Raw genomic sequence first — 15,626 nt, forward strand, 5'->3', positions numbered from 1 at the left:
AAGGGGTTCATTCACCCAGTGGGAGAGCACTCACGTGAGTAAGGTTCTGGTTCTGTACTACTCCAGTTATGGGCATGTCGAAACATTGGCCAACGCCGTCGCCGAAGGCGCCCGGGGCGTCGCCGGCACCCAAGTGGACTTGTATCGCGTGGCCGAGCTGGTGCCCGACGAGGTGGCCGCCAAGTCGGGCTACAAGGAAGATAACACCGCCGCTGTGCTGGACGACCCCAGCGTGTTGGCCGAGTACGATGCGATTCTCGTCGGCACGCCCACGCGCTTCGGCAACATGGCCTCGCAGATGCGCAACTTCTGGGACAAGACAGGCGGTCTCTGGGCGCAAGGCAAGCTGATCGGCAAGCTGGGCGGCGCTTTCACTTCTACCGCCAGTCAGCACGGCGGGCAGGAAACCACACTGACCTCGATTCACACCACCTTGCTTCACCACGGCATGGCGATCGTCGGTGTGCCGTACTCCTGCGCGGCCTTGGCTGAACTCGGCGAGGTCTCCGGTGGCACGCCCTACGGCGCGACAACCATCGCCGCTGGTGACGGCAGTCGCCAACCCAGCGAGAATGAGCTGACCATCGCCCGCTTCCAAGGCCAGCACACCGCTGAAATGGCCGCCAAACTCGCCGGCTGAGCCCCGTTCGAAGCGCTTCGAACGACGCCAAGACGCCGTGCCTTCGGGCGCGGCGTTTTAGTGTCGGAGATATGTACACGAAACGTGATGCTTGTTGACAAGTGTCACGTGACAGAATACATTTCAATGCATGATCAAAACCTTCGCAGATAAACGTACCCAAGAGCTTTACTCCAAGGGGAGATCAAATAAGTTCCCCTCGGATGTAGCCTCAAGAGCGTCTCGCAAGCTGGAATACGTAAATCTGGCGGAGCAACTAGACGATTTGAAAGTGCCGCCTGGCAACCGTCTTCATTCACTTTCTGGGGGTAGACAGGGTCAGTATGCGATTTCAATCAATGCTCAATGGCGTATCTGCTTCTATTTTGAAGATGGTGACGCATACGATGTCGAGGTATGCGATTACCACTGAGTGAGATTACAACTATGGCTATTTCTAACACCAACGGAATGCAACGCAAGCCGACGCATCCTGGCGAAATGCTGAGGGAGGACTTTCTCCCGGACTATGGCCTGACCGTTGCGGGATTGGCCGAATCTTTGGGCGTGTCTCGCCAATCCGTCAATGAGCTGTTACGTGAACGGCGTGCTGTCAGCCCTGAAATGGCGCTTAGGCTTGGCCGTTTGTTTGGTAACTCTCCGGAGTTTTGGCTGAATGCGCAGCGAGCCATCGATTTATGGACGGCAGCGCAATCGGTCAAGGAAGAGGTCGCCCGCATCAAGCCATTGAATGCAGCATGAATGTCCCTTCTTATCTTTCAGTCGCTCTCTGCCCGTTCAGCGCTTTTGTGTGGGGGCGACGGTGGCATCGATAGCGTCGGGGTCGAGTATAAGGCTGATGTGGTCGGTACCGGGCATTTGCTCGACCGCCATGTCGTCGTTGGTGCCGGAGGCTCCATGTCTCCGTATATCCAACGCATATGTCGTGTAGCCTGCCGAAGCAAAGGCCTGGGCCAGTGAGTGCATGCTGAGGCAGTCGGCAGTGGAGCCGTGGAGAAGCACCACGCTGCCTTGTGATGCGTCGACAGAAGGCGAGTAGTGGCGAAATCCGAGAGGCGTGCCGTCTCTCGCTTGATAGGTACTGTCGGTAGGTCGCTATTGTCGAGTGCCTTGAAGGGGCAAGCCGATGGCGAATTTCATGGGCACCTCGTGTCAGGTTTTCCAGATTTTTTATATCGCCACGCATTGCGTCATCACCAGTGTGGGCGAGTAGCGGATAGGGTGTCGATCAGCTCGGTAACGCGGATACCGCCTTCGTTGGCGGCAGGGTCGTTGATGCGGGAGTTCCGGGTGCTATGCTAAGCGCACATGAGACAAAGGGTTCAGTGAGAGGCCGTTGCTGCCCGACATGGAGGTAAGAGATGAACAAATTGCAAACGCTGTCGTTACTGAAGCAGCATCTACCTGCCATGGTCCATCAATTTGGTGTTCGGGACCTTGCTCTCTTCGGCTCTATGGTACGCGATGAGGCGGAAGAGCGCAGTGACGTCGATATCCTGGTGAGCTTTGAGGGCCCGGCAACGGCAGATCGCTACTTCGGGGTGCAATTCTATTTGGAAGATCTCTTGGGGCGTCCGGTGGACTTGGTGACCGATAAGGCGTTGCGTTCCGAGCTTCGACCTTTCATCGAGCGCGAGGCCATGCATGTCTGAAAATAGACCACCACGAGAGTGGCGCTTCTACATCGATGACATGATCGGCTTCGCAGAAAAAGTGCTTGTTTACACTGATGGATTGGATCAAGAAGGTTTCATTAAGCACGACCTGACATATGATGCCACCCTCCGCAATCTGGAATTGATCGGGGAGGCGGCTACCCGCATTCCAGATGATATACATGCCGCTCATCCGGAGATTCCATGGCGTCTGATCATCGCCACGCGGAACCGCCTCATTCATGCCTATCTCGGGATTGATGCCGATACTGTCTGGAGCATCATTCAGACGCATATCCCGGAGCTTCGCGAACGGCTAGAGGCTTTAAAGTACACCTAGGTACTCACCAACCTCGCGCGACTCGTGCCATTGCCCAGCGGTTCGACCTGAATCTGCACCGGGATGCGTTCGTGCATTTCCTGCACATGGGATATCACGCCGACACGGCGACCCAGGGCTTGCAGGCCGTCGAGGGCGTCCATGGCCAGTGCCAGGGATTGCGGATCGAGGCTGCCGAAGCCTTCGTCGATGAACAGCGATTCGATGACGAGTTCGCCGGAGGCCATGGAGGCGAGCCCCAGCGCCAGCGCCAGCGACACGAGGAAGGTTTCGCCGCCGGACAGCGAATGCACCGAGCGACGCTCGTCGCCCATGTCGCGGTCCTCCACCAGAAGCCCCAGCTCGCTGCCGCCGCGAATCAGCTTGTAACGGCGACTCAACCCCGTCAGATGCGCGTTGGCGTGTTCCAGCAGTTGCTCCAGGTTGTAGGCCTGCGCGATGCGCCGAAAGACCTTGCCGTCGGCGGAGCCGATCAGCTCGCTGATGCGGCCCCAGCGGTGGTACTCGGCGCGCGCGGCGTCGAGCTCGGCTTGCCCCTCGCGTTGGCGCTGACGCTTGCGGTTGTCATCGCGCAGGGTGTGCAGGGCGTCGTCGCGACGTGTCTGGGCGGCATCGTGTCGGGGTGCCAGAGCGTCACGCTCGGTGTCGAGCGCCTCTCGGCGCTGATCGATCCGGGCGTCGACTGCCTCGCTCAATAGAGCGGCTGCGCTGGCGTCGTGCTCGGTCAAAGCCTGGTTGTGGCGATGCGCGATGAGGGCCTGGCGGCGCTCGGCGAGGGTGGCGCTGGTCTGCTGGCGGGCCTGCTCGGCCTGAGTCAGTTCCCGTTCCCGACGTTCGGTGGCGTCGTCGGTTTCGGCGAGTAGCCGCTGCAGGGTGGCGTCGTCCAGCTCAGGGTGAGCTTGACGCCAGGCATCCAGCTCACGGGTGAGAGTGTCGGCTTCCTGCTTGAGCTGGGCGAGTTGCTCGGCTTCATAGTGCGATTGTTGGGCAAGCCGCTGGGTTTCCCGCTCACTGTCATGGCATTTGGCAAGTGCCGTATCCCGCGCCTGGCGCGCGGAAGCCTGCCGCGTATCGAGCTGCTGCTGCCAGGCATCCGGCGAGGCATGCTCGCCGAGCAGGGCCTTGAGCCGGGCGGCGATGTCGTCGCGCTCGCGGCGCAACGGTGGCAGGCGCGCCGCGAGTTCTGTGAGTTCCTTGTCGAGGCGGGTGCGCTGGGTATCGAGTTGCGTCAGTGTCAGCTCGCTCTGGCGCAGTGCCTCGTCGAGCGGTGCCAGCTCGGCCTCGGCGCGAGCAAGGGCCTGAAGCGTCTCTGCGTGTTGCGCGCGCTGGGCGTCGCTTGTCTGGCGTTGCTCGGTCAGCCAGGCGTCGCGTCGGTCGTGATCGATGCTAGACAGCTCGGCGTATAACGGATGTTCGTCGAGCGCCTGGTGCGCCTCCTGGTGGCGCTTGTCGGCATCCGCACCGTCCTGGCGTTGTTGCGTGAGCGAAGCCTCGAGTGCGCGGTATTGGCCCAGCAGTTCGTCGCGCTGTTGCTGGGCGTGGTCGCGTTGTCGCTGGGCATCCGCCAACTGGCGGTCTTCGTCCGCTTGCTGCGCGGCAAGCTGGGCGGCTTCAGGTGTCTGCGGCGGCTGGTGGCGCCAAGGATGCTCGAGACCGCCGCACACCGGGCAGGGCTGGCCTTCCTCGAGGGCGGCGCGCAGATGTGTGACACTCTCGCTGCGCACCGCACGACCGCGTTCGACGAATTCCAGCACGCTGCGATAGTGGCGCTCACGCTCATCGAGGTGCCGGCGCGCGGTCTGGCCTTGGGTGATCAACGCCTCGAGGCGCTTTTCATCCTGCGCCAGGCGCTCATTGAGCGTGCGCCGGCTGTGGTCGGCACGACAGGCGGTCTGCCAGCGGCTTTGCAGCTCGCCGAGGGCCAAGTGACGCTGGGCGGCATGATCATGCGCGCGCTGAACGGCCTGGCGGGCGTCCTCCACGCAGGCATGCTCGCCCATTGACTGGCGCAGGGTAGCCTGCCAGTCATCGCGCTGACGGCGCTGGCGCTGCTGCGTCGCCTGAGCTTCCTGGTAGCGCGTGGTCAGCGCTTGCGCCTCGCGGTGATGCGCGGCGTGGGTGTTGTCGAGCTCGGCCAACTGATGCTCGTGCGTCGCCAGTTGCTGTGCCTGCTCGCGGGCGCGGTGCAGTTGAGGCTCGGCCGTGCGGCGTACCGTGTCGGCGTCCTGAAGGGCTTGTTCAGCCGTGGCGTGCGCCTGTTTGGCCTGCTGCTGTGTGGTCTCGGCCTGTGCCAGGGCCTCACGCGTGTCGGCATGCGTCGCTTCGAGCCGTTCGATCTCGCCGGGCAGCGCGGCCTGACGTGTCAGGCGATGGCGTTGCGGCGTAATCACACGGTGCCAGTCATGGTCGGCGCGGGCCGGGGCCAACGTTTGCCAATGCGTCTCGGCATCGTGGTGCGCGCGTTGTCCTTGGGCGTGAGCATCGCGAAGCTTGGCATCCGTGGCGTGCCATTGCGCCTGTGTCTCCAGGCGCTTGGCATGGCGTTGCACGGTGTCGAGCTCGGCTTGAGCAGTCTCGGCGGTCTTTTCGAGCGCGGCGCGCGCCTCGGCCTCGGCGGGCAGGTCGTCGGCGAGCTTGGCGTTCAGCGCATCGACGGCATGCTTTGCCTGGTTGGCGCGGCGATAGGCGGCGACCGAGATCTCGGAGTACTCGGCGGTACCGGTGAGGCGCTCGAGCAGGTCGCTGCGCTCGTTGTCGTCGGCCTTGAGGAAGGCGGCGAACTCACTCTGGGCCAGCAGCACGGCGCGGGTGAATTGCTCGAAGCTGAGGCCCAGGCGCTCGGGTAGCAGGCGGTCGAATTCGCGTTTCTGGGTGGTCAACAGGCGGTCGCTGTCCAGATCACGCAGCGACTGCTCGATCTTCTGCAATTTGCCATCGGCCTTCTCGCGGGCGCGGCGCACGGCCCAGCGGGCGCGATAGCGGCGGCCGTCGCGGCCCAGGAAATCGACCTCGGCATGGCCGCTGGCGGTACCTCGGCGCAATAGCGTACGCGGGTCGGCGGTATTGAGAGTGGCGTCGCCGACGTCGGGCAGCGGGGCGTTCTGGCCCGGCGCCTGGCGCAGCCGGGGGGTACTGCCGTAGAGCGCCAGGCACAAGGCGTCGAGCAAGGTGCTCTTGCCGGCGCCGGTGGGCCCGGTGATGGCGAACAGGCCAGCCTCCGCGAGCGGCGCGGCGGTGAAGTCGAGTTCCAGTGGGCCGGGGATCGAGGCCAGGTTGGTCAGGCGCAGGGCGAGGATCTTCATGTCGCTGTTCCCTCGTCGTCGAGCACGTCCTGACGGAGCCGGTCGAAGTCGGCGAGCACGTCATCGGCAGGTGGCTCGCCCCAGCGCGCTTGCCAGGTGCGCTCGAACAGCTTGCGTGGGCCGAGCGCCGCCAGGTCGATGCGTGCGGGCGTGTCCTCGGCGGCGACTCTTGGCAGGCGACGTTCCAGACGCAGCAGGCGTAGTTGCTTGCCCTCGAGCGCTGCGTCTACCCGAGCGCGCAGGTCGGGCATCGGCGCCTCGAGTTCGACGCGTACCTCGAGCCAGGGCCAGCGTTCGCGTGGCAGGTCGGGCGTATCTTCCAGGGCGTCCAGCTCGGCGAGCACGTCATCCAGCGGTGCCGGGCCGAGGCGATGCATGGCCACCGGACGCGGGACCGGCAGGCTCTCGATATCGCGCAAGGCGTCGCCGTCGAGCGTGACGTCGACGACCTGATGGGGATAGGCCACTTCGCTGAAGTCCAGCGGCAGGGGGCTGCCGCTGTAGCGGATGCGTTCCTCGCCGACCTGCTGGGCGCGATGCAGGTGGCCCAGTGCCACGTAGGCGATGTCGGACGGGAACAACGTGGCCGGAATCGACTCCTCGCCGCCGATGACGATGGGTCGCTCGCTGGCCTCGGAGACTGCGGCACCATGCAAGTGAGCGTGACTCATGGCGACGAGCGCCTGACCGGGGGCGCGACGTTTGCGCGCGGCGTCGATGAGCTGTTGGTGAACGCGCGTGATGCCCGCGACATAGGTATTGTGCGAGGTGTCGTCAGTCTCGTCGCCGTTCGTCGCTGTGCTGCCGGTGACCTCGGCGGGCCGCAGGAAGGGCAGCGCCAGGCACCAGGCACGGGTGTCGCCGTCGGCATCCGTCAGCGGTACCAGCAGGCGCGAGGCGTCGAGTCGTCCATCGTCGAGCCAACTCACTCGGCCCAGGGCGTGGGTATTGAGGCGCTGCATCAACGGTGCGGGCAATTCGATACGATTGCCGCTGTCGTGGTTGCCGGCGATCATGACGATGGTCAGTTGCGGCAAACGTTGATGTGCCTCGACGATGAAGTCGTAGAGCATCTCCTGGGCGCGCAACGATGGATTGACGACATCGAAGATATCGCCTGCGATGAGCAAAGCGTCCGGGCGTCGCGTGTCGAGAGTCGCCAACAGCCAGTCGAGGAACGCGCGTTGCTCGGCGTGACGCTCTTGCCCGTGGAAGGTCTGGCCGAGATGCCAGTCCGCTGTGTGGATGAGTTTCACGCAGATCTCCTGTACCGGAGGGCCAGTTTACCGGTTGCGGGAGGGCGGCCCAATGGGGTCAGTAACAAGAAGACGGAACGACAAGGAAGACGGAACGATAAGGAGACGGGATGACACCTCATGAAGGTTTGCATGCCTGGACGCTGGCCCCCGAAGAGGCCGTGGCGTTGCAGCGTCGCCTGGCACCGCGCGTGATCCGGCACGGAAAGCCGGCGGCGGTGAGCTGTATCGCGGGCGTGGATATCGGCTTCGAGGATGGCGGCGAGACGACGCGGGCGGCGGCGGTGGTGCTCGACTGGCCGTCGCTTGCGGTACGCGAGTCGGTAGTCCACCGCGAACCCACACGAATGCCCTACATTCCCGGCTTGCTGTCGTTCCGCGAGATTCCCGCCGCGTTGGGCGCCTTCGCGCGGCTGGAAGCACATCCCGACCTGGTGATGGTCGACGGCCAGGGCATCGCGCATCCACGGCGTCTCGGCGTGGCCTCGCACCTGGGCCTATGGCTCGACCTGCCGACGCTCGGCGTGGCCAAGAAGGTGCTTTGCGGTCGTCATGGCGAAGTGCCGACCACGCGCGGTGAATGGACGCCGCTCACCGACCGGCGACGTGCCGAGGATCCCGCCGACGTCGAGGTCGACGCCGAAGGGCGCGTGGTCATCGGCGCGATGCTGCGTTCACGCGAGAACGTCAAGCCGGTGATCGTCTCGCCGGGGCATCGGCTGGATCAGGCCACGGCGCTGGAATGGGCGATTGCCTGCCTGGGCAGGACCAAGCTGCCCGAACCGACCCGGCTGGCGGATCGGCTGGCCTCGCGAAGAGGTTAGGTCGTCAGTGCCAGCCAGTGTCGCTGAGATTAGACGATATCCAGAGGCGGTTTGCGCGACGGCGCGGGGAAGGCGGCGTCCAGCCGGGCGAGACTGGCGTCGTCCAGCGCGAGCCGCATGGCGGCGGCATTGGCTTCGACGTGCGCGGGTTGCACGGCCTTGGGGATGGCGATGACATCGCGTTGCCCGTCGGGCGCGGGGCGGGTCGCCCAGGCCAGCAGCACCTGGGCGGGGCTGACGCCGAACGCGTCGGCGATGGCGCGGACCTCGGGGTGTTCGAGCTCTCGCCCGCCCTGGGCCAGGGGACAGTAGGCCATGGTCGGCAGGCCCTGATCGCGCTGCCAGGGCAGCAGACTGTGTTCGATGCCGCGCGAGCCGAGATGGTAGAGCACCTGATTGACGGCGCAGCGGTCGCCGCCGGGTACGGCCTGCAGGGCGCGCATCTCGTCGACGTCGAAGTTGGAGACGCCGTAGCGACGGATCTTGCCCTGGGTCTGCAGGTGTTCGAAGGCTTCCAGTGTTTCCTCGAGTGGCACGCGGCCGGGCCAATGCAGCAGATACAGATCCAGATAGCCGGTATTCAGGCGTTGCAGACTGCGCTCGCAGGCGGCGATGGCGTCCTGGCGGCCGGCGTTCCACGGATAGACCTTGGAGACCACGAAAGCCTCGTCGCGACGACCGTGCAGGGCCTCGCCGACGATTTCCTCGGCGCCACCGTCGGCGTACATCTCGGCGGTGTCGATCAGTGTCATCCCCAGGTCGAGGCCGTATTGCAGGGCATGGACTTCGTCGCGGCGCGGGGCGCGGTTCTCGCCCATGTGCCAAGTCCCCTGGCCGATGGCGGGCAGGGCGACGGCGGGCTCGCGCGCGGTGGCAGAGAGGGTGACGCCAGGCGTGTCGGGGGCAAGGGGCTTGACCATATGTCTGTCTCCCTGACGTGGGGAAGGGTATGGGTGAATGAGGATGCCTTCAGGATGCGCTGACACGGAGAACACGACAAGTCCGTTATACTGGCAGTTCTCTTTTCCGTTTCAGGACCGACCCCATGTCCGAGCGTCCCCTGGATGCCGATATTATCGCCATGACCCGCGCCTGGATCGCGAACTTCGTCGTGGCGCACGATGTTTGTCCCTTTGCCGGCCGCGAGGTGCGCCGTGACAGCCTGCGTTATGTCGTGGCGGGCGATGCCAGCCCCGAGCGTCTTCTGCATGCCTTGATCGAGGAATGTCAGCGTCTGGATGCCGAGCCGGCCATCGAGACCACGCTGATGATCCTGCCGGAGGGGCTGGCCGACTTCGACGACTACCTGGATCTGCTAGGCGTCGCCGACGCGTTGCTCGAGGCGGAGGGGTACGCGGGGATTTACCAGTTGGCGAGCTTTCATCCTGACTATGTTTTTGAAGGCGTCGCGGACGACGATCCTGCCAATTACACCAATCGGTCGCCGTGGCCGATGTGGCATCTGCTGCGCGAGTCCAGCGTCGAGGCGGCCGTGGCGGCATACCCGGACCCCGAGTCGATCCCCGAGATCAACGTCGCGGCCTTGCGCGAAATCGGCAGCGCCGCGCTGGCCGAGCAGTGGGCGGCGTGTCGTCGCGTGCGAGCGAGAGATTGATCACTGGCCCCTTGAAGTCCACGACATCACCCATATGGACTATGGTGTAGGGGCATGACGCCCACTCACGAAAGGAGGCACGAATGAGTATCGAGAAAACCGGTTCCGCCCATTGGCAAGGCAGTCTCAAGCGCGGCAAGGGGACGGTCTCCACTCAGAGCGGTGCGCTCAAGGACAATCCCTATGGCTTCAACACCCGCTTCGAAGGCGAGCCGGGGACCAATCCCGAGGAATTGATCGCGGCATCCCATGCCAGCTGCTATTCGATGGCGTTGTCGATGATCTTGGGAGAAGCCGGGCACGATCCCGACGACGTGCGTACCGAGGCGACCGTGACGCTGGATCAGGACGACAGCGGTTTCAAGATCACCAGGGTACATCTCGTCACCCGTGCCAAGGTGCCGGGCATCGATCAGTCGAGCTTCGACGACGCCGCCCAGAAAGCCAAGGAAGGTTGCCCGATCTCGCGTGTGCTCAATGCCGAGATCACGCTGGACGCCCAACTCGAAAGCTGATCGGCATCGATTGTTCGGGGCCGGCCCTGCGCCGGCCCCTTTTATGAACCTTTTCTCTCAGCGACGTTGTTGCTTGACAACGCCGCCGATGCAGTCTTTCCGCGAATCTGTTAGCCTCCTATACGCTCGTCGGTCGGTACCTCCCGCCTTGTTTGGGTACCGCGACGCTGGACGCTGACATAACACGATCAACGATCATTCGACGGAAGATTTCATTCATCATGGCTACTTCGCAAGAGACCGATGCGGCCTCGTCGCGCCCGCTGAATCGCCGCGACGTCAAAGTGCTGTCGTTATCCGCCCTGGGCGGTGCACTGGAGTTTTACGATTTCATCATCTTCGTGTATTTCGCGACGGTGGTGGGGCAGTTGTTCTTTCCCCCCGAGATGCCCGAATGGCTGCGCCAGATCCAGACCTTCGGGATCTTCGCCGCCGGCTATCTGGCACGCCCGTTGGGCGGCATCATCATGGCGCACTTCGGCGACCTGCTGGGGCGCAAGAAGATGTTCACCTTGTCGATCTTCCTGATGGCGGTGCCGACGCTATTGATAGGGATGATGCCGACCTACGATACCCTGGGATACGCGGCACCCTTGCTGCTGGTGGCATTGCGCATCCTGCAAGGGGCTGCGGTGGGCGGTGAAGTCCCCGGGGCCTGGGTCTTCGTCACCGAGCACGTCAAGCGCCGTCACGTGGGTTTCGCCTGTGGCACGCTGTCCGCCGGCCTGGTATCGGGCATTCTCATCGGCTCGTTGATGTCGGCGTTCATCAAGTCCACCTACAGCGATGCGGAACTGGCCGCCTATGCCTGGCGGATTCCGTTTCTGATCGGTGGGGTGTTCGGGCTGATAGCCGTGTACCTGCGTCGCTGGTTGCACGAGACCCCGGTATTCGCCGAGATGCAGGAGAAGAAGGCGCTGGCCGAGGAACTGCCGGTCAAGAGCGTCTTGTGTAACCACTTGCCGAGCGTGCTGCTGTCGATGGGCGTGACCTGGATCCTGACCGCCGCCGTCGTGGTGGTGATCCTGATGACGCCGAGCCTACTGCAAAGCCGTTATGGGTTGGATGCCTCACTGGCCAATGTGTATGCCATTCTTGGTGTCGTGGTGGGGAGTCTGGCCTCGGGCTGGTGCGCGGACCGCATCGGTAGCGGCCCGACCATCGCCTTTTGGGGCGTGCTGCTGGCGATCACCTACTGGGCGATGATGACCACCGTGGGCACGCATCCCGAGTGGCTGACGCCGCTTTACATCCTGTGTGGCTTTGCGGTGGGTATCGTCGGCGTGGTACCGACGATTGCCGTCAAGTCGTTCCCCGCGATGGTGCGCTTCACGGGGCTGTCGTTCTCGTACAACGTCGCTTACGCCATCTTCGGTGGTTTTACGCCCATCGTGGTGTCGGTGATGATGGTCGTGCATCCCATGTTTCCGGCGATCTACGTCGCTGCACTGGGTGGGTTGGGCATCGTCATCGGGCTCTATCTGATGCGCGCGCAGAGTGGTCGACGGCTGGCGATCATGGCCTCATGAGTCATTGAGAGGTACGCACTGCAAGCCGGACGCAGACCCCGACGCCCCGCCTCATGTGCGGGGCGTCGTCGTGTGGGAGGTCAGCGCCGTAAAGCGCTCAATGCTTGCGCGCGGCGTCGATGAGGCCCCGGATCAGGCGTTGCTGAGGGCGATTGAACACCAGGAATTCGGGATGCCATTGCACGCCGATCAGATAAGGACATTCGGGCGCCTCGATGGCCTGAATCAGGCCGTCGCGATCGCGCGCCACGACCTCCAGGGCATCGCCGAGTCGGTCCACCGCTTGGTGATGCAGGCTGTTGACGCGACAGCGCGAGACGCCGAGCAGCGCATGCAAGCGGCTGCCGGTGGCGATATCGACATGCTTGCGGGGGAGCACGGTGCGCTGGCGGCGCACATGATCGTAGGTGGTGTAGATATCGCCGATCAGGGTGCCGCCACAGTGCACGTTGATGATCTGCGCGCCTCGGCAGATGCCCAGCACCGGTAGCTCTTGGGGCAGAAAGCGTTCGAGCAGGGCAAGCTCCAGGCGATCCCGCGCCGGATCGACGCGCACGTCGAGCTGCATTTCGCTGCCGTAGAGTTGCGCACCGATGTCGTCGCCACCGCCGATCATCAAGCCCGACAGCCCGTTGGGAATCTCGCGCGAAGGCGAGAGCCGCACTGGTTGGCCACCGGCACGCCATACGGCAAGCCGGTCGCATGCCCATGCCAGAAAGCTCTTGTGGTCCGACGTGGTGATGCCGATCAGCGGTCGTGAACTCATTTATCGACCCAATGTTTCAGTTTGTCCAGCCATTGTCCCATCGTGGATTGCGCATGGTGGGCGCGATAAGCCTGCATCTGTTGGCGCAGGCTGTGTGGATCGGCGGCTAGACGTTCCACCGTTACCCAGCGGTTCCATTCCATGACACTGCCCCATTCGAGCGTATCGAGCTGGGCGTTGGGCAGACGATAATGAAAGGTGGGACGCGGCTTGACCAGGCTTTCCTGGAGCAAGGGATGAGCGGCCTGGGGCGTCAGATGGGCGAACAAGGGGCACATGTCGAGTTCACGGTTGCGGGTTGGATTGTCGCGCAGGTAGTCGCTGATCAATTGCGCCTGGGTCGGCGCGTAATCGGGATCGAGCACCTTCCAGGCATAGGCCTTGGGGAAGGGGTTGGTATGCGGCAATATCTCGCGCGTGATGTCGACCCGAATCTGATCGCGCAGCCAGGCGGCGAGGATGATGTAGGCCTGCAGGTGCGCGAGAACGCTCGCTGTGTCGGGCGCGGGGATTTCGGGGTTGAGATGCAGCCCGAAACCATAGAAGACGCTGGCATCGGTGCCCTCGGCGCCATGACGGCGCAAGGCCTCGAAGAGGCAGTCGAATTCGCCGAGTTCCGACCAGGGGATCGGCGGCGAGACGATTTCGGTCGGCACCAGGCCGGCGACCATCTCACCCAGCCATTCGCGGGAGCGGTGATGAAACTCTGCACGCCATTCACGTCCTGCTGACGCGGCCTTGCCGGTTGCCATGCCGTTGGCTTTCATGACCGCGTCGTCGGGATGCACGTACTTGCTGTCCAGCTCGATGATGAACGTGCCCCAGGGCGTGCCTTCGACACTCATGCGGTGAGGGCTCTGGCGCACGATATCGCCACCGAAACAGTCGGCGACCAGCCGTGCGGCGGTATCGGGCATGAGACCGGCGAATTCGATTTCCACGCCGACCCGCCGTTGGCGTCCCTGGGCATTGGTCGGGTGGGGAGGCGGCAATGGCTGCACGGATGGCTCCTCGCGGAATTCGCGGTGCCGGTGAATGAGATGGCACATGAGTCCTACAGGTTAACATCGCCGGGCGCCGGAGACGTAATTCCATCCCATGGGGCTGAGGCACGGTACTCTAAGCGGGTCGTGCATGCGTTATCACGATCCCACCGGCTACGCACCTTCTCCGCATGTGAGCCTCGCCCCGCGCGTCATGACGTCTGACGGTCGACGAACCAGTGCTTCATGACCTCGGTGATACGGCGCAAGTCATGCCTTGAGGTGATGTAGGCCGGCATGGTGTACAGCCAGCGGCCGAAGGGGCGCAGCCATACGCCCCGGGATCGAGCGAAGTCGGCCACGCCTTTGAGTGCCTCGGCATCATGAACCTCGATCACCGCGGTGGCGCCCAGCACGCGTACGTCGGCCACGGCCGGATGGGCACGCAGCGCCGCGTCGTCCACAAGTTCCTCGCGCAGGACGGTGTTGAGCGTCTTAATGCGGCCGAGGTAATCGTCCTCCTCGAATACCGCCAGGCTCTCCAGCGCGACGCGACAGGCCAGCGGGTTGCCCATGAAGGTGGGGCCGTGCATGAAGGCATGCAGCTCGCTATCGCCGATGAAGGCGTCGTGCACCCGGTCGGTGGCGAGCGTCGCGGCGTGGCCCAGGTAGCCGCCGGTGAGGCCCTTGGAGAGCACCATGATGTCCGGCGTCACGTCGGCGTGGTCGGCGGCGAACATCCGGCCGGTGCGGCCGAAGCCGGTGGCCACCTCGTCGAAGATCAGCAGCACGTCGAACGCGTCGCACAGCTTGCGTGCGCCACGCAGGTAGTGGGGCGAGGTCATGTTGAGCCCGCCCGCCGCCTGCAGCAGCGGCTCCATCAGCAGGGCGCCGATCTCCTCGTGATGCGCCTCCAGCACGCCGCGCAGGGCGTCGAGGTCGGGCTGCACCTCGTCGCGGGTGGCGTCGAAGCCGGCGGTGGGGGCGGGGGCGAAGTGGTGCTGCGGCAGGAAACCGGCGAACAGCGAGTGCATGCCTTCCTCGGGATCGCACACCGCCATGCAGCCGGCGGTGTCGCCGTGATAGGCCTTCATCAGCGTCAGCATGCGATGCTTGGTCGGCTTGCCGCACAGATGGTGGTACTGCACAGCCATCTTCATGGCCACTTCCATGCCCACCGAGCCGCTGTCGGAGAAGAACACATGGTTCAGGCCGGTGGGCGTGACGCGCACCAGCTCGCGGGCGAGACGGTCGGCCGGCGCATGGGTCAGGCCGCCGAGCATCACGTGGCACAGCTCGTCGGCCTGTTGCTGGATGGCGCGTACTAGCCGCGGATGGCGATAGCCGTGGATCATGCACCACCAGGAGCAGGTGGCGTCGAGCAACGACTCGCCGGTGTCCAGGGTGAAACGCGGGCCGTCGCCGCCGACCACCTGGGGGGCGGGGGCTTGGGTCTTGAGATGGGCGTAAGGGTGCCAGACGGGAGATGTCATCGGGATTCCTCGTATGTGGGCAGCGTCAGATAGTCGGCGGCCGCGACGGCGCGGGCGTCCGGGGTCTCGGCGGCCAGGCGCGGCACGATGCCCAGGCAGGGCGCCTCCAGCGTGCGCTCGAGGGTCGCCAGGTTGTCGCGATAGCAGGCGTCGTCGGAAGAGAAGGCGGGATCGATCAGGTTGCCCACCCAGCCGGCCACGTGCAGGCCGTCGGCGCGGATCGCCTCGGTGCTGAGCCGGGCATGGTTCAGGCAGCCGAGCTGGAGACCGACGACCAGGATCACCGGCAGTTCGAGGCACACCGCCAGGCCGGCGAGGTCCTCGTCGTCGTTGAGCGGTACCCGCCAGCCGCCGGCACCCTCGATCAGCGTCAGGTCGCGTGTCTCGGCCAACGGGCCGGCGACGTGCGCGACCAGGGCGTCGAGGGTGGGTATCCTGCCGGCCCGACGGGCGGCCAGATGCGGTGCGATGGCCGGCGCATAGGCATAGGGATTGATCGTAGCGTAGGCCGTGGTCGGCATGCTTTGAGCCTGAAGCGTCAGGGCGTCGATATTGCGCAGCGCCCCGACGGTGGGCTCGCAGCCGGAGGCCACGGGCTTGAGCCCCAGCGTGGTCAGGCCGTGGCGGCGGGCCAGCGCCAGCAGGCCGCCGGCCACGAGGGTCTTGCCGGCGTCGGTGTCGGTGCCGGTCACGAAATAGGCGGTCATG

Annotated in this window: 17 protein-coding genes; 9 read left to right on the forward strand and 8 right to left on the reverse strand. The window is 64.5% G+C overall.

Annotation, left to right across the window (positions count from 1 at the left end; genetic code table 11):
* The first annotated feature begins 34 nt into the window (after positions 1 to 34).
* The 3 genes from wrbA to C8E00_RS00250 all read left to right on the forward strand — a co-directional run bounded on the left by wrbA (position 35) and on the right by C8E00_RS00250 (position 1,381).
* Entirely contained in the window at positions 35 to 640 is a 606-nt protein-coding gene (gene wrbA / locus C8E00_RS00240) for an NAD(P)H:quinone oxidoreductase (RefSeq protein WP_133693233.1), read from the forward strand.
* Positions 641 to 770: 130 nt separating this feature from the next.
* Positions 771 to 1,052, forward strand: a complete 282-nt coding sequence (locus tag C8E00_RS00245) for a type II toxin-antitoxin system RelE/ParE family toxin (protein ID WP_133693235.1) — start codon at positions 771 to 773, stop codon at positions 1,050 to 1,052.
* A gap of 14 nt (positions 1,053 to 1,066) precedes the next feature.
* Positions 1,067 to 1,381 (forward strand): HigA family addiction module antitoxin, encoded by a 315-nt coding sequence (locus C8E00_RS00250; RefSeq protein WP_133693237.1) that lies wholly within the window; start codon positions 1,067 to 1,069, stop codon positions 1,379 to 1,381.
* A 36-nt stretch (positions 1,382 to 1,417) separates the two neighbouring features.
* On the opposite strand, the gene C8E00_RS16845 is transcribed toward C8E00_RS00250, so the two are convergent.
* Positions 1,418 to 1,645 (reverse strand): hypothetical protein, encoded by a 228-nt coding sequence (locus tag C8E00_RS16845; protein ID WP_208291850.1) that lies wholly within the window; start codon positions 1,643 to 1,645, stop codon positions 1,418 to 1,420.
* Positions 1,646 to 2,001: 356 nt separating this feature from the next.
* Between C8E00_RS16845 and C8E00_RS00260 the strand changes: the two genes are divergently transcribed.
* Complete coding sequence (locus C8E00_RS00260; protein ID WP_075370016.1) at positions 2,002 to 2,292, forward strand: nucleotidyltransferase family protein; 291 nt, start codon at positions 2,002 to 2,004, stop codon at positions 2,290 to 2,292.
* Positions 2,285 to 2,635 carry a HepT-like ribonuclease domain-containing protein gene (locus C8E00_RS00265; RefSeq protein WP_133693239.1) on the forward strand — a complete coding sequence of 117 codons (351 nt, stop codon included), beginning with the start codon at positions 2,285 to 2,287 and terminating at the stop codon, positions 2,633 to 2,635. Before C8E00_RS00260 ends, C8E00_RS00265 begins: the two co-directional genes overlap by 8 nt.
* Here the strand turns inward: C8E00_RS00265 and C8E00_RS00270 are convergent.
* Both C8E00_RS00270 and C8E00_RS00275 read right to left on the reverse strand, forming a co-directional pair.
* Positions 2,632 to 5,937, reverse strand: coding sequence for an AAA family ATPase (locus C8E00_RS00270; RefSeq protein WP_133693241.1), 3,306 nt, complete (start codon positions 5,935 to 5,937; stop codon positions 2,632 to 2,634). The two genes, C8E00_RS00265 and C8E00_RS00270, sit on opposite strands and share 4 nt — an antisense overlap.
* Complete coding sequence (locus C8E00_RS00275; protein ID WP_133693244.1) at positions 5,934 to 7,193, reverse strand: exonuclease SbcCD subunit D C-terminal domain-containing protein; 1,260 nt, start codon at positions 7,191 to 7,193, stop codon at positions 5,934 to 5,936. Before C8E00_RS00275 ends, C8E00_RS00270 begins: the two co-directional genes overlap by 4 nt.
* A 110-nt stretch (positions 7,194 to 7,303) precedes the next feature.
* Here C8E00_RS00275 and nfi point away from each other — a divergent pair, with 110 nt between their 5' ends.
* A complete protein-coding gene (gene nfi / locus C8E00_RS00280) occupies positions 7,304 to 8,017 on the forward strand; it encodes a deoxyribonuclease V (RefSeq protein ID WP_133693245.1) in 714 nt (237 codons plus the stop codon).
* Positions 8,018 to 8,046: 29 nt separating this feature from the next.
* On the opposite strand, the gene C8E00_RS00285 is transcribed toward nfi, so the two are convergent.
* A complete protein-coding gene (locus tag C8E00_RS00285) occupies positions 8,047 to 8,937 on the reverse strand; it encodes an aldo/keto reductase (protein ID WP_279586096.1) in 891 nt (296 codons plus the stop codon).
* A 125-nt stretch (positions 8,938 to 9,062) separates the two neighbouring features.
* Between C8E00_RS00285 and C8E00_RS00290 the strand changes: the two genes are divergently transcribed.
* From C8E00_RS00290 to C8E00_RS00300, 3 genes are all read left to right on the forward strand, one after another.
* Positions 9,063 to 9,632, forward strand: coding sequence for a DUF1415 domain-containing protein (locus C8E00_RS00290; RefSeq protein WP_133693247.1), 570 nt, complete (start codon positions 9,063 to 9,065; stop codon positions 9,630 to 9,632).
* Positions 9,633 to 9,715: 83 nt separating this feature from the next.
* Positions 9,716 to 10,147, forward strand: a complete 432-nt coding sequence (locus tag C8E00_RS00295; RefSeq protein WP_133693250.1) for an OsmC family protein — start codon at positions 9,716 to 9,718, stop codon at positions 10,145 to 10,147.
* Between the two features lie 221 nt (positions 10,148 to 10,368).
* A complete protein-coding gene (locus tag C8E00_RS00300; protein ID WP_133693252.1) occupies positions 10,369 to 11,676 on the forward strand; it encodes an MFS transporter in 1,308 nt (435 codons plus the stop codon).
* A gap of 97 nt (positions 11,677 to 11,773) precedes the next feature.
* Here the strand turns inward: C8E00_RS00300 and C8E00_RS00305 are convergent, their stop codons facing one another.
* The 4 genes from C8E00_RS00305 to bioD form a co-directional block, all read right to left on the reverse strand.
* On the reverse strand, positions 11,774 to 12,442 hold the full coding sequence (locus C8E00_RS00305) for a gamma-glutamyl-gamma-aminobutyrate hydrolase family protein (RefSeq protein WP_133693255.1): 669 nt from the start codon (positions 12,440 to 12,442) through the stop codon (positions 11,774 to 11,776).
* A complete protein-coding gene (locus C8E00_RS00310) occupies positions 12,439 to 13,443 on the reverse strand; it encodes an amidoligase family protein (protein WP_243833068.1) in 1,005 nt (334 codons plus the stop codon). The genes C8E00_RS00305 and C8E00_RS00310 overlap by 4 nt, the downstream gene beginning before the upstream one ends.
* A 194-nt stretch (positions 13,444 to 13,637) precedes the next feature.
* Positions 13,638 to 14,918, reverse strand: coding sequence for an adenosylmethionine--8-amino-7-oxononanoate transaminase (gene bioA / locus C8E00_RS00315; protein ID WP_133693259.1), 1,281 nt, complete (start codon positions 14,916 to 14,918; stop codon positions 13,638 to 13,640).
* The gene (gene bioD, locus C8E00_RS00320; protein ID WP_133693261.1) at positions 14,915 to 15,625 is read right to left on the reverse strand and encodes a dethiobiotin synthase; all 711 of its coding nucleotides are present in this window, start codon (positions 15,623 to 15,625) and stop codon (positions 14,915 to 14,917) included. The genes bioA and bioD overlap by 4 nt, the downstream gene beginning before the upstream one ends.
* Position 15,626: the final 1 nt, after the last annotated feature.

The organism is Chromohalobacter marismortui (assembly GCF_004364315.1).
GTDB lineage: Bacteria > Pseudomonadota > Gammaproteobacteria > Pseudomonadales > Halomonadaceae > Chromohalobacter > Chromohalobacter marismortui.